This is a genomic window from Enterobacter sp. JH25, assembly GCF_021725435.1.
GTDB classification, from domain to species: Bacteria; Pseudomonadota; Gammaproteobacteria; order Enterobacterales; family Enterobacteriaceae; genus Enterobacter; species Enterobacter intestinihominis.
Genome location: NZ_CP091319.1, coordinates 2,211,655 through 2,224,021, shown reverse-complemented (window position 1 = coordinate 2,224,021; position 12,367 = coordinate 2,211,655). Strand labels below are relative to the sequence as shown.

At 57.0% G+C, this 12,367-nt stretch carries 14 protein-coding genes; 5 read left to right on the top strand and 9 right to left on the bottom strand.

The features are described 5' to 3' along the window. Positions 1-15: 15 nt before the first annotated feature. The gene (locus L2Y28_RS10745; RefSeq protein WP_022648108.1) at positions 16-828 is read right to left on the bottom strand and encodes a PhzF family phenazine biosynthesis protein; all 813 of its coding nucleotides are present in this window, start codon (positions 826-828) and stop codon (positions 16-18) included. A gap of 22 nt (positions 829-850) precedes the next feature. Continuing rightward, positions 851-1,639, bottom strand: coding sequence for a PhzF family phenazine biosynthesis protein (locus L2Y28_RS10740; RefSeq protein ID WP_022648107.1), 789 nt, complete (start codon positions 1,637-1,639; stop codon positions 851-853). Positions 1,640-1,815: 176 nt separating this feature from the next. Here L2Y28_RS10740 and L2Y28_RS10735 point away from each other — a divergent pair, with 176 nt between their 5' ends. Continuing rightward, entirely contained in the window at positions 1,816-3,012 is a 1,197-nt protein-coding gene (locus tag L2Y28_RS10735) for a sugar transporter (RefSeq protein WP_022648106.1), read from the top strand. Positions 3,013-3,105: 93 nt separating this feature from the next. Here the strand turns inward: L2Y28_RS10735 and L2Y28_RS10730 are convergent, their stop codons facing one another. Then, complete coding sequence (locus L2Y28_RS10730) at positions 3,106-3,771, bottom strand: MarC family NAAT transporter (RefSeq protein ID WP_022648105.1); 666 nt, start codon at positions 3,769-3,771, stop codon at positions 3,106-3,108. Between the two features lie 256 nt (positions 3,772-4,027). On the opposite strand from L2Y28_RS10730, the gene marR reads away from it, so the two are divergent. Genes marR through marB form a run of 3 tightly spaced genes read left to right on the top strand, consistent with a single transcriptional unit; the run spans position 4,028 to position 5,111 of the window. Next, positions 4,028-4,462 (top strand): multiple antibiotic resistance transcriptional regulator MarR, encoded by a 435-nt coding sequence (gene marR / locus L2Y28_RS10725; protein WP_020884159.1) that lies wholly within the window; start codon positions 4,028-4,030, stop codon positions 4,460-4,462. A gap of 20 nt (positions 4,463-4,482) precedes the next feature. Continuing rightward, positions 4,483-4,863 (top strand): MDR efflux pump AcrAB transcriptional activator MarA, encoded by a 381-nt coding sequence (gene marA / locus L2Y28_RS10720; protein WP_001303241.1) that lies wholly within the window; start codon positions 4,483-4,485, stop codon positions 4,861-4,863. Positions 4,864-4,895: 32 nt separating this feature from the next. Then, the gene (gene marB, locus L2Y28_RS10715) at positions 4,896-5,111 is read left to right on the top strand and encodes a multiple antibiotic resistance protein MarB (protein ID WP_022648104.1); all 216 of its coding nucleotides are present in this window, start codon (positions 4,896-4,898) and stop codon (positions 5,109-5,111) included. 38 nt (positions 5,112-5,149) lie between these two features. Here the strand turns inward: marB and eamA are convergent, their stop codons facing one another. Then, the gene (gene eamA, locus L2Y28_RS10710; protein ID WP_023330139.1) at positions 5,150-6,049 is read right to left on the bottom strand and encodes an O-acetylserine/cysteine exporter; all 900 of its coding nucleotides are present in this window, start codon (positions 6,047-6,049) and stop codon (positions 5,150-5,152) included. Between the two features lie 193 nt (positions 6,050-6,242). On the opposite strand from eamA, the gene ydeE reads away from it, so the two are divergent. Further along, the gene (gene ydeE, locus L2Y28_RS10705) at positions 6,243-7,460 is read left to right on the top strand and encodes an efflux MFS transporter YdeE (protein ID WP_022648102.1); all 1,218 of its coding nucleotides are present in this window, start codon (positions 6,243-6,245) and stop codon (positions 7,458-7,460) included. A gap of 46 nt (positions 7,461-7,506) precedes the next feature. Here ydeE and zinT read toward each other — a convergent pair whose 3' ends face one another. From zinT to urtB, 5 genes are read right to left on the bottom strand one after another with little or no spacing between them, the layout of a single operon-like run. Beyond that, complete coding sequence (gene zinT / locus L2Y28_RS10700; protein WP_022648101.1) at positions 7,507-8,145, bottom strand: metal-binding protein ZinT; 639 nt, start codon at positions 8,143-8,145, stop codon at positions 7,507-7,509. Between the two features lie 52 nt (positions 8,146-8,197). Next, a complete protein-coding gene (urtE, locus tag L2Y28_RS10695) occupies positions 8,198-8,896 on the bottom strand; it encodes an urea ABC transporter ATP-binding subunit UrtE (RefSeq protein WP_022648100.1) in 699 nt (232 codons plus the stop codon). Between the two features lie 9 nt (positions 8,897-8,905). Next, positions 8,906-9,703 carry an urea ABC transporter ATP-binding protein UrtD gene (gene urtD / locus L2Y28_RS10690; RefSeq protein WP_022648099.1) on the bottom strand — a complete coding sequence of 266 codons (798 nt, stop codon included), beginning with the start codon at positions 9,701-9,703 and terminating at the stop codon, positions 8,906-8,908. After that, positions 9,703-10,776, bottom strand: a complete 1,074-nt coding sequence (gene urtC / locus L2Y28_RS10685) for an urea ABC transporter permease subunit UrtC (RefSeq protein WP_022648098.1) — start codon at positions 10,774-10,776, stop codon at positions 9,703-9,705. The genes urtD and urtC overlap by 1 nt, the downstream gene beginning before the upstream one ends. After that, positions 10,776-12,350 (bottom strand): urea ABC transporter permease subunit UrtB, encoded by a 1,575-nt coding sequence (urtB, locus tag L2Y28_RS10680; RefSeq protein WP_022648097.1) that lies wholly within the window; start codon positions 12,348-12,350, stop codon positions 10,776-10,778. The genes urtC and urtB overlap by 1 nt, the downstream gene beginning before the upstream one ends. Between the last annotated feature and the right edge of the window lie 17 nt (positions 12,351-12,367).

Sequence of the window (12,367 nt, the reverse complement as noted above, 5' to 3'; positions counted from 1 at the left end):
CCGGCGTCATAGTTTTTAATGATGACCGTAATCCTGGAGACGAAGGAAAATTTTCCCCTTCATATACAGCGTGGCCTGCCCGCCAATCAGCACGCGGTCGCCTTTCAGCTCGCAGCGCAGATCCCCGCCGCGCAAGGAGACCTGGCGGGCCGACATCTGCGTTTTTCCAAGCTTTTCGCTCCAGTACGGGATCAGCATGCTGTGCGCTGACCCCGTCACCGGATCCTCCGGTACCCCTTCCCCCGGGCAGAAGAAGCGGCTGACGAAATCATACTCATCCCCCGGCGCCGTAACGCAGACCATTTTCCCCAGCGGGAGCATGGCTGTGATATCCGGCGTCAGCGCCTCCACCTGCCGCTGGCTGTCGAGCACCACCATGTAATCGCGCCCTGCACGCACCTCTTTTGCCGCGTTAATGCCCAGCGAGCTGAACAGCACTGGGGGTGGAGTATCGACAACCTCGGTTGACCACGCCGGGAAATTAAGCGTCAGCCAGTCGCCGCTGCGTTGTACCGTCAGTTCGCCGACAAAGCGCGTGGTGAAGGTGATTTCCGTATGCGGATAATCCAGGTATTCGAAAATAACGTGAGAAGCCGCGAGGGTTGCGTGGCCGCAGAGGTTAATTTCATCCTGCGTGGTAAACCAGCGCAGTTCAAACCCGTTATCCGTTCGGACAAAGAACGCCGTCTCTGACTGATTATGCTGCTTCGCCATCTTCAGCAACGTCTCATCCGGCAGCCACGCTTCCAGCGGACACACCGCCGCCGCATTGCCGCCGAACGCCCTGTCGCTGAAGGCATCCACCAGATAAAAATCAATTTCCTGCATCGTTGGTTCCTCTTAGATTTATTCAGCGCAGAAATACTGTGCCCTTCAGATACAGCGCCGCCTGCCCGCCCATCCGCACGCGGTCGCCTTTCAGTTCGCAGCGTACGTCGCCACCACGGGCAGAAACCTGACGGGCAAACATCTGTGTTTTGCCAAGCTGTTCACTCCAGTAAGGGATCAGCATGGTGTGCGCGGAGCCGGTGACAGGATCTTCCGGCACGGCCACGCCCGGCGAGAAGAAACGACTGACAAAGTCGTATTCCCCCTCGTCCCGGGCGGTGACGGCCACTTTATGCTCCCCCGGCGTCATGGCGGAGAAATCCGGATTAATGGCTTCCACCTGCTCGCGGCTCTCCAGTACCAGCACCCAGGCGCGGCCTTTTCGCGCCTCGACGTAGTGGCTGATACCGAGTGCGGTGAGCATCTCCGGTGGCGGCGTCTGTGCCTGCGTCGGGCAGGCCGGGAAGTCCAGCGTCATCCAGTCACCTTCACGGCTGACGGTCAGGCGACCAGAAGCGGTGTCAAAATGAAGGCGTGAGTCCGGATAATCCAGTTCGTTAAACAGAACATACGCCGCGGCAAGCGTCGCGTGACCACACAGATTAACCTCGGTGAGCGTGGTGAACCAGCGCAGCTCAATCCCCCCTTTGGTGCACACAAAAAACGCGGTTTCCGACTGGTTATGCTGTTGTGCCATCCGCAGTAACGTCTCATCCGGCAGCCACGCGTCGAGCGGGCACACCGCCGCCGGGTTGCCGCCAAAGGAGGACTCGCTGAACGCATCTACCAGATAAAAATCAATCTCCTGCATCGTGTTACCGCCTGTTTTTGTTGTGTTGTTCTTTATCTTCAATGAAAACAACCGCGTTCGCTACCGCTGCATGAAGGTAAATTTTGTGATTCACATCACATAACGGTTGAGTTTTCGCCGTTTAAGGCTTTAAGATCGTCTCCTCATCTTTCAGGCAACGAATCCCAGATATCCCTATGACAACACACACGGTTTCCCGCAGGGTCGCGTGGCTACGCGTGGTCACGCTCGCCATCGCAGCGTTTATTTTCAACACCACGGAATTTGTTCCGGTTGGGCTGCTGTCCGACATTGCAGCCAGCTTCCATATGGAAACGGCACAGGTTGGCATTATGCTGACCATCTATGCATGGGTGGTAGCGCTGATGTCGCTGCCGTTTATGCTGCTGACCAGCCAGATGGAACGTCGTAAGCTGCTGATTGGGCTGTTTGTGGTGTTCATAGCCAGCCATGTGCTGTCATTTATGGCATGGAACTTTACGGTGCTGGTGATCAGCCGCGTCGGCATCGCGTTTGCCCATGCCGTTTTCTGGTCGATCACCGCATCGCTCGCCATTCGTCTCGCCCCGGCGGGGAAACGCGCCCAGGCGTTGAGCCTGATTGCCACCGGAACGGCGCTGGCGATGGTGTTAGGCCTGCCGATCGGGCGCATTGTGGGTCAATACTTCGGCTGGCGCACCACCTTCTTTGCCATCGGCATGGGGGCGCTGATCACCCTGGTGTGTCTGATCAAACTGCTGCCAAAACTGCCCAGCGAACACTCCGGCTCGCTGAAAAGTCTGCCGCTGCTGATGCGTCGACCAGCGCTGATGAGCATCTATCTGCTGACCGTGATTGTGGTGACCGCCCATTACACGGCCTACAGCTATATTGAGCCGTTTGTTCAGGTTGTGGCGGGCTTTAGCGCTAACTTCGCCACCGTTCTGCTGCTGATCCTGGGCGGCGCGGGGATTATCGGCAGTATCCTGTTCGGGAAGCTGGGCAATAAGCACGCGTCTGCGCTTGTAAGCAGTGCGATTGGCCTGCTGCTGGCGTGCCTGCTGTTACTGATGCCTGCGGCAGGCAGCGAGAGTCATCTGGCGATCCTCAGTCTGTTCTGGGGCGTGGCGATCATGATTATTGGTCTGGGAATGCAGGTCAAAGTGCTGGCCCTGGCCCCGGACGCCACGGACGTGGCAATGTCGCTGTTCTCGGGAATTTTTAATCTGGGAATTGGGGCCGGTGCGCTGGTGGGAAATCAGATCAGCCTGCATGTATCGATGTCGGCCATTGGCTATCTCGGGGCGATTCCCGCGCTGATTGCGCTGATCTGGTCGGTGCTTATCTTCCGTAAATGGCCGGTCGCGATGGAAGAACAGACCAGCCACGGTTGACGTTAGTTGTGCCGGGTGGCGGCTTCGGCCTACCCGGCCTAGGTTATTACGGACTTGTAGGCCGGGTAAGCGCAGCGCCACCCGGCAATGTCCTCAGTGATACGTCTTAATGATCTCCAGCACGCCGTTAATAATAAACTGCACGCCCATACAGACCAGCAGGAAGCCCATCAGACGGGAGATAGCTTCAATTCCCCCCTTGCCCACCCAGCGCATAATCGCCCCGGAGCTGCGCAATGACCCCCAGACGATAATGGCGATAAGCGCAAAAATGATCGGCGGCGCAACGGTAATAACCCAGTGCGGAAAAGTCACACCATCACGCACCGTTGAGGCGGAACTGATGATCATCGCAATCGTACCCGGCCCCGCCGTGCTCGGCATGGCTAACGGCACAAACGCGATATTGGCGCTCGGTTCGCTTTCAAGCTCCTCCGATTTGCTTTTGGCTTCCGGCGATTCATGCGCTTTATGCGCCGGGAACAGCATCCGGAAACCAATAAACGCCACAATCAGCCCACCGGCGATACGCAGACCGGGAATCGAAATACCAAAAGTATTCATCACCAGTTGTCCGGCGTAATAAGCCACCATCATAATCGCGAAGACGTAGACGGAGGCCATCCTCGACTGCTGGTTGCGCTCCGCGCTGTTCATGTTACCCGCCAGCCCCAGAAAGAGCGCCACGGTCGTTAACGGGTTCGCCAGCGGAAGCAACACCACCAGCCCAAGCCCCACTGCTTTAATCAAATCCAACATAATGCACCGCAGTCCTTATCCTTATTCATTACCGCAATTATAGGGGGAAAGTCTCGTCCTGAGCTATCCGCGCAACGTAACCATAATTGTCTCGCGTAACTAATAACCCCAGATTATCTATATGATTTAAAAGCGTACAGAAAAAGTTCCTGAAGCGTTTTAGCATTTCGTGGCATCGGCTGATCCATTCAGTTGACTTATACTTGCCTGAGCAATAATATCTGCCGTGACTAAACTACTTGCCAGGGCAACCATTGTGAAAAGCACCAGTGACCTCTTTAACGACATAATCCCACTGGGTCGTCTTATTCATATGGTTAACCAGAAAAAAGATCGCCTGCTCAATGACTACCTGTCACCGCTGGATATCACCGCAACACAGTTCAAAGTGCTGTGTTCCATTCGCTGCGAAGTGTGTATCACGCCGGTTGAGCTGAAAAAGGTGCTCTCTGTCGATCTGGGTGCGTTGACCCGCATGCTGGATCGTCTCGTCTGCAAAGGATGGATAGAACGAAGCCCTAACCCGAATGACAAACGTGGCGTACTGGTGAAACTGACCAGCGATGGCGCGGCCATGTGTGAGCAATGTCATCAATTAGTAGGACAAACACTGCACCAGGAACTGACAAAAAACTTAACGGCAGATGAAGTGGCAACGCTTGAGCTTTTACTCAAGAAAATCCTGCCGTAAACAGAAAAAGAGGTATGACGATGTCCAGACGCAATACTGACGCTATCACCATTCATAGCATTTTGGACTGGATCGAAGATAACCTGGAATCTCCACTTTCCCTTGAGAAAGTGTCTGAGCGTTCAGGTTACTCAAAATGGCACCTGCAACGGATGTTTAAAAAAGAGACCGGCCATTCATTAGGACAATATATTCGCAGCCGTAAGCTGACGGAGATTGCCCAAAAACTGAAAGAAAGCAATGAGCCGATCCTCTATCTGGCGGAACGCTACGGATTTGAATCGCAACAAACCCTGACGCGTACGTTCAAGAACTACTTTGACGTGCCGCCTCATAAGTACCGTATTACCAGTATGCCGGGTGAATCCCGTTATCTGTATCCGCTAAAACATTGCAGTTAATCATCGCCTGTTAAGACGTAACCGAGGAAATCATGAAATTTATCGTCTCCGCCGCCCTCACCTTGCTGGTGCTGGTTTCCGGCCAGAGCTTCGCGGAGCAAACCCCCAGTGCGGGGCAGCAAAATAATCGTGACACCATGATTATACCGTCCACGCAAAACCAGTCGCCCTGGGACTTCAATCACATGGGCGCTGGCAGCGACAAATCCGACGAATTAGGCGTGCCGTATTATAATCACGACCTGTAATTCGTTTTTGCCCCGCTAATGCGGGGCTTTTTTCTGCCTTAACTCCGCACCCGCGTCGCCCGACGCACCCGCAAGCCAAAGACGTTGATATACAGCCCGGCCATAATCAGCCCTGCGCCACACAGTTGCAGCGCGCTGAGCGTTTCATCCAGCAACAGTGCGGCGCTGGCAAGCCCGACTACCGGTACCAGCAGCGATAACGGCGCCACGCGCCAGGTTTCATAGCGTCCGAGCAGCGATCCCCAGATGCCGTAGCCAATGATTGAGGCGACTAATGCCAGGTAGATCAGCGACAAAATGGTCGTCAGGTCGATCTCCACCAGGCTTTTCAGCATCACCTGCGGACCATCCAGAATAAACGACGCGGCCATAAACGGCACAATGGGGATCAACGCGCTCCAGACCACCAGCGACATGATCCCAGGACGCGACTCATGCTGCATTATCAGCTTGTTAAAGATGTTGCCGCACGCCCAGCTCAGCCCTGCCGCCAGGGTGAGCATAAAGCCCAGCAGCGCGACATGCTGACCGTTGAGGCTGCCTTCTATCAGCACCAGCACGCCAAAGACCGCAAGGCTAATGCCCGCCAGCTGTTTGCCCTGCAAACGTTCGCCAAAGACAAACGCGCCGAGAATAATGGTAAAGAAAGCCTGCACCTGAAGCACCAGCGAAGCCAGACCCGCAGGCATACCGAATTTGATGGCGCAAAAAAGAAACGCAAACTGACCAAAGCTGATGGTGAGGCCGTAGCCCAGCAGAAGCTTCAGGGGAATCTTTGGGCGGGCAACGAACAGCAGCGCCGGGAAGGCCACCAGCAGGAAGCGCAGACCTGCCAGCATGAGTGGAGGCATGTTGTGCAACCCCATTTTGATGACCACAAAATTGAGTCCCCACACCACGACAACCAGTAACGCTAACAGCCCGTCTTTCCGCGTCATTTTCCGCCCCTGAATTATTAAATTTTTGTAAACACTTCAAGGTAACAGAAAAAATACCCCCGCGAGAAGATCATTAATTCTGGTACTGAGGAGAAGCACTTGCGGATAAATTGGGTGCTATACAAGCTGCCGATCCCATGATAATCCTGTAATAACACAACAAAAAAAGCATAAGCATTTGTCGGGCAGGAAAATGAAACCATCAATCAGGCGCTCAACCGCAGCGCTACTGGCATCGTCATTGTTATTAACAATTGGTCGCGGGGCAACGCTGCCCTTTATGACCATATATCTCACGCGCGTGTACGATATGAGCGTGGAGAATATTGGCTATGCCCTTACCGTGGCGTTGACCATTGGCGTGGTGTTTAGCCTGGGGTTTGGCATCCTGGCGGACAAGTTCGACAAAAAACGCTATATGCTGGTCGCCATCGTGGCCTTTATCGCCGGGTTTGTGGCCATTCCGCTGGTGAATAACGTGACGCTGGTGGTGTTGTTCTTTGCCCTGATTAACTGCGCCTATTCCGTCTTCTCAACGGTGCTGAAAGCGTGGTTTGCCGACGTGCTGACCTCCAGCGAAAAGGCGCGCGTTTTCTCACTCAACTACAGTTTCCTGAACATCGGCTGGACGATTGGGCCGCCGGTTGGCACTCTACTGGTGATGTACAGCCTGCAACTGCCGTTCTGGCTGGCGGCCTTCTGCGCCGCACTGCCGCTCGGGTTTATCCATTTCTTTGTGCAGAAAAGCGTAGCGTCTGACAGCGTGGAGGAAAAAGCGCCGTGGCAGCCCTCGGTGCTGCTGAAGGACCGGGCGCTGTTCTGGTACACGCTCTCCGGCCTGCTGGCGTCCTACGTGGGCGGATCGTTCGCCAGCTGCATTTCCCAGTACGTCCTCGCCGCGTATGCGGACAGCGATTTCGCAGAAAAGGTGGTGGCCGTTGTGTTGCCCGTCAACGCGGTGGTGGTGGTCACCCTGCAATACGCGCTTGGCCGCAAGATCTCCGCCAGCAACATCCGCCCGCTAATGACTGCCGCGACGCTCTTTTTCATCCTCGGGCTGGGCGGGTTTATGCTTTCCGGCGAGAACCTGCTTTACTGGGGGATTGCGGCGGCGATTTTCACCCTGGGTGAAATTATTTATGCCCCGGGTGAATACATGCTGATCGACAATATCGCCCCGCCGGGCATGAAGGCGAGCTACTTCTCCGCCCAGGCGCTGGGCTGGCTGGGCGCGGCGGCGAACCCGATGATCACCGGGCTCATCCTGACCCATCTGCCGCACTGGTCGTTATTTATTATTATGATGGCCGCCATTATTGCGGCGTGGCTGATGGTTTTGCGCGGGATGCGCGTGAAAAGTGAAGATAGCGTGTCGGGTGGCGCTGCGCTTACCCGACCTGGAAAACCCTAATCCCACGCCGGGTAAGGCTAAGCCCCCACCCGGCAAAACCAACAGCCTAGTGGTGCAACATCTCCTCCACCACCTGCTCTTTATACATCTCGTTCGGGTAGTAGGTCGGCCAGTTATCCATCTCTTTCAGCAGCGCCTCGTGGGAGGTGTTGCCCATAAAGATATGGAAGTGTGAAGAGGCTTTCGGCCCGATGGTATGATCGCTGAACTGCACAAACTTAGGCGCCTGGCTTGCCTTATCCTTACATTCAAACAGGTAGCGCACGCCTTTTTTCCCCGACGCATAGGTCAGAATTTTATAACCGCTGTAGTCGTAGCGGCAGCTGCTCACCGTTTTGCCTCTGTGGAATTCCATCACGTTGTTTTCAATGCCGATGGCGTCCACGTCCGTCGCGTAGCCCTTACGGTAGTAGGCTTTCACCTCGGCAGCGGATTTTTCCCCCTTCTGCGCTTTCTTTTCGAAAACCGGATCCAGCGAACCATCAAGCAGGAACGGGTAAACAGACTGCCAGGTCCCGTCCCAGTCAGACAGCGTCCTGTCCATGACGTCTTTATCCTCAAAGACGCCGTTTGCCGCCTTCTGTTCCGCCTCCGTCATCTGATGACCGTGCGAATGGGCAAAAAGCGAGCCGCTTACCAGCAGCGTTCCCAGAGTCAGCGCAATTTTTCCAAGTTGTGCAGCCACAGCAAAACCCTCATTCCGTGTTATAAGAATGAGGATGCTATAGTATAACATTTCAGATCGCAACCAGTCCGCGAACCCCCTCCTGCTCCATGTTCTCACCGCGCCCCTGCTGGACGATGCTGCCGCGCGACATCACCAGATAGCTGTCGGCCAGCTCCGCCGCAAAATCATAAAACTGCTCCACCAGCAGGATCGCCATATCCCCCCGGTTCGCCAGGCTGCGGATCACCTGCCCAATCTCTTTAATCACCGACGGCTGTATACCTTCCGTGGGTTCATCCAGGATCAGTAACCGTGGACGGCTCGCCAGCGCGCGACCAATCGCCAGCTGCTGCTGCTGACCACCGGAAAGATCGCCTCCGCGACGGTGTTTCATCTCCTTCAGCGCCGGGAAAAGCTGCCAAATCTCCTCCGGCACGCTCCTTGCGTTTCCCGCGGAGAAGCGCGACAGTCCCATCAGCAGGTTTTCTTCTACGGTCAGACGCGGAAAAATCTCCCGCCCCTGCGGAACATACGCCACGCCGGACTGCACCCGCTGGTGCGGTTTACTGTGAGTGATGGTCTTTCCCTGCCAGACCACCTCCCCGGCTTTCACCGGGATCAGCCCCATCAGGCACCTCAGCAGTGTGGTTTTCCCCACCCCGTTGCGCCCCAGCAGGCAGGTAACTTCCCCGACCACCGCCTCAAAGCTCACCCCGCGCAGAATATGACTTCCGCCGTAGTACTGATTCAGCTCGTTAACCTGTAACATCCCCTCTCCTTAGCGTCCCAGATAGACGTCAATCACCTGCTCATTGGCCTGTACCTCGCGAAGCGAGCCTTCGGCCAGTACGCGCCCCTGATGCAGCACCGTGACGTGGTCGGCGATGGTCTCGACGAAGCCCATATCGTGCTCAACCACCATCAGCGAATGCTTGCCTGCCAGAGTTCGGAACAGCTCGGCTGTGTATTCCGTCTCTGCGTCGGTCATACCGGCGGCGGGTTCGTCCAGCAGCAACAGATGCGGATCCTGCACCAGCAGCATGCCGATCTCCAGAAACTGCTTCTGCCCGTGGGAAAGCAGCCCGGCGCGGCGATCGCGCTCGCTGCCAAGCCGCAGCAAAACCAACATCTCGTCAATGCGGTCGCGCTGCTCGCCGCTGAGTTTTGCCCGCAGGCTCGCCCAGACGGACCTGTCGGCTTTCATGGCGATTTCGAGGTTTTCCCCTACGGTCAGCGCTTCAAACACGGTCGGTTTCTGGAACTTACGGCCAATGCCCTGACGGGCAATGGCCGCCGGTTCAAGGGCTGTCAGATCGATGGACTGATCGTAAATAGCCTTCCCGCTTTTTGGCCGGGTTTTGCCGGTGATCACGTCCATCAGCGTAGTTTTACCGGCGCCGTTAGGGCCAATGATGCAGCGCAATTCACCGACGCCGATATTAAGTGAGAGATCGGTCAACGCCTGAAAACCATCGAAACTGACGTTAATGGCCTCAAGCTGTAACACCGGATCAGTCTGCTCACGGTAACGATCGCCCGGTAGCTGGCGGGTAAAGAGTCCTTCAGAGGGCTGCATTAATTCTCTCCCTTACGAAACAGACCGAACACGCCGCGCGGTAAAAAGAGCGTCACGGCGATGAAAATCAGCCCAAGCAACAGTTGCCAGTACTCCGGCATCGCCACGGTGAAAAAGCTCTTCGCACCATTGACCAGCGCCGCACCAATCACCGGGCCTACCAGGGTGCCGCGCCCGCCCAGCGCCACCCAGATGGCCGCTTCAATCGAGTTGGTCGGCGACATTTCACCCGGGTTGATAATACCCACCTGCGGAACGTACAGCGCCCCCGCCAGACCACACAGTACGGCGGAAAGCGTCCAGACCAGCAGCTTGAAGCCGCGCGGATCGTAGCCGCAGAACGTCAGACGGTTTTCCGCATCGCGCACCGCCGTTAAAATGCGGCCAAACTTACTCTTCGCCAGCGCGTAGCCTGTGCCCAGGGCCAGAAGCAGCAGCATGACCGTTGCGAGAAACAGCGCGATCCGCGTGGTGGTCGCCGTGACGGAAAACCCGAGCAGCGTGGTGAAGCCGGTAAAGCCGTTATTGCCACCAAAACCGGTTTCGTTGCGAAAGAACAGCAGCATGCCCGCATAGGTCAGCGCCTGGGTCATGATGGAAAAATAGACCCCTTTTATCTTCGAGCGGAAAGCAAACCAGCCGAAGACCAGCGCCAGCAGGCCGGGGATCGTCACGATTAACACCAGAGCCCAGGCGAAATGCTGCGTTCCCCACCAGAACCAGGGCAGTTCGCTCCACGAGAGAAACGACATAAACGCGGGCAGCCCGTCCCCGGCCGCCTGGCGCATCAGGTACATGCCCATCGCATAGCCGCCCAGGGCGAAGAATATGCCGTGCCCCAGCGAGAGCATACCGGCATAGCCCCAGACCAGATCGAGGGCCACGGCGACAACCGCGTAGCAGAGGATCTTGCCGATAAGCGTCAACATCCACGTCGAAACGGCCAGCGGATGGGTTGCGGGTAACAGCGCGAGAAAAGGCAGCACCAGCAGCGCCGCGACCAGCAGACTGCCGAAGATTTGCGCGGTGCGCGGTGCCCTGCGCGCCAGTGTTAAGGTCAATGGCTGGCTCATCAGTCTGTCACCCTCCCTTTAAGTGCGAATAACCCCTGCGGACGTTTCTGGATAAACAGAATGATCGCCACCAGAATCAGGATCTTGCCCAGCACGGCGCCCATCTGCGGTTCAAGAATTTTATTGAAGATCCCCAGACCAAAGGCCGCCGCGACGCTACCGGCCAGCTGGCCGACGCCGCCGAGCACCACCACCAGGAACGAATCGATGATGTATCCCTGGCCCAGCTCCGGCCCCACGTTCCCCAGCTGGGACAACGCCACGCCGCCCAACCCGGCAATGCCGGACCCGAGGCCAAACGCCAGCATATCTACCCGTCCGGTGGGAACGCCGCAGCAGGCCGCCATGCTGCGGTTTTGCGTCACCGCCCGCACGTTGAGACCCAGACGCGTTTTGTTCAGAATGAGCCAGGTGAAGAACAGCACCAGCAGTACAAAGCCGAGCACCACAATACGGTTCCAGGGCAGCGTCAGGTTGGCGAAAACCTGCACCCCGCCGGACAGCCATGCCGGGTTAGCGACCTCAAGGTTCTGAGCGCCAAAGGTCATGCGGACCAGCTGGATAAGCATCAGGCTGATCCCCCAGGTGGCGAGCAGGGTTTCCAGCGGGCGGCCATAAAGATGGCGTATCACCGTGCGCTCCAGCACCATTCCGATGCCTGCGGTCAGGCAAAACGCCACCGGCAGCGCCACCACCGGATAGAGCGCCAGCCACTGAGGCATCCACTGCGCCATTACCTGCTGCACCATCCAGGTGGCATACGCCCCGAGCATCAGCATTTCACCGTGAGCCATGTTAATCACCCCCAGCAGACCATAGGTGATAGCCAGCCCGAGCGCGGCCAGCAAGAGTACCGACCCCAACGACAGGCCCATGAAGGCCTGCCCCAGCAGTTCGCCCCACATCAGCCGGTGCTGAATACGCTCCAGGCTCTCAGCGGCGGCGGCACGTACCCGTGCGTCCGGCTCGGTTTGCGTCCGGGTGAACGGCGTCAGCGTGGCCTGCACGTCCGGATCGTCAGACTGTCCCAACAGCTCAACAGCCTTGAGCCGTACTTCAGCCTGTGGGCTCGTCAGCTGGAGGTTTGCCAGCGCCAGCATCAGCGAGTGACGGGTGACGTCGTCCGTTTCGCTACTGGCCCGCTGTTGCAGAAAGCCGAGCATATCCGGCTGTGCGTCACGCTGAAGTTGCCGCGCGGCATGACGCCTTTCGGTGACACTGTCACTGACAAGCTGATGCGTCGCCAGCGCCGTGACGGTTAACACGCGCAGTCGGTTGGTCAGCCGCACGGCTTTGGTCGTGCCTTCGGCGCTCTTTGCCGCGCCCAGGGCAACCATTTCGCCGTCGATGCGGGTAAATGCCTTCTTCTGGCTGTCGGTATAAAGGTTCTCCTGTTGCAGCGCCTTAAGCAGCGGCAAACGTGCAGGTTCCGGCGTGGCTGCCCAGCGGATCAGCATGGCGGTTTGCTGGCTGCGGCTAGCGGCAACGAAATCATCGGCATCCGATGCCTGCGCCATCCCTGGCAGCAGTCCGGTAAGCCACACAATCGCAATCATCATGCGTATGGCGTTCATGACGTCTCTCCCTGGTG

What these genes read in the sequence shown, in the direction of transcription:
- eamA (WP_023330139.1), bottom strand. Translation starts at nt 6,049, where the DNA reads ATGACGCGGAAAGACGGGCTGTTAGCGTTACTGGTTGTCGTGGTGTGG.
- urtD (WP_022648099.1), bottom strand. Translation starts at nt 9,703, where the DNA reads ATGCAGCCCTCTGAAGGACTCTTTACCCGCCAGCTACCGGGCGATCGT.
- L2Y28_RS10730 (WP_022648105.1), bottom strand. Translation starts at nt 3,771, where the DNA reads ATGTTGGATTTGATTAAAGCAGTGGGGCTTGGGCTGGTGGTGTTGCTT.
- urtE (WP_022648100.1), bottom strand. Translation starts at nt 8,896, where the DNA reads ATGTTACAGGTTAACGAGCTGAATCAGTACTACGGCGGAAGTCATATT.
- ydeE (WP_022648102.1), top strand. Translation starts at nt 6,243, where the DNA reads ATGAAACCATCAATCAGGCGCTCAACCGCAGCGCTACTGGCATCGTCA.
- L2Y28_RS10735 (WP_022648106.1), top strand. Translation starts at nt 1,816, where the DNA reads ATGACAACACACACGGTTTCCCGCAGGGTCGCGTGGCTACGCGTGGTC.
- L2Y28_RS10745 (WP_022648108.1), bottom strand. Translation starts at nt 828, where the DNA reads ATGCAGGAAATTGATTTTTATCTGGTGGATGCCTTCAGCGACAGGGCG.
- urtB (WP_022648097.1), bottom strand. Translation starts at nt 12,350, where the DNA reads ATGAACGCCATACGCATGATGATTGCGATTGTGTGGCTTACCGGACTG.
- L2Y28_RS10740 (WP_022648107.1), bottom strand. Translation starts at nt 1,639, where the DNA reads ATGCAGGAGATTGATTTTTATCTGGTAGATGCGTTCAGCGAGTCCTCC.
- urtC (WP_022648098.1), bottom strand. Translation starts at nt 10,776, where the DNA reads ATGAGCCAGCCATTGACCTTAACACTGGCGCGCAGGGCACCGCGCACC.
- marB (WP_022648104.1), top strand. Translation starts at nt 4,896, where the DNA reads ATGAAATTTATCGTCTCCGCCGCCCTCACCTTGCTGGTGCTGGTTTCC.
- marA (WP_001303241.1), top strand. Translation starts at nt 4,483, where the DNA reads ATGTCCAGACGCAATACTGACGCTATCACCATTCATAGCATTTTGGAC.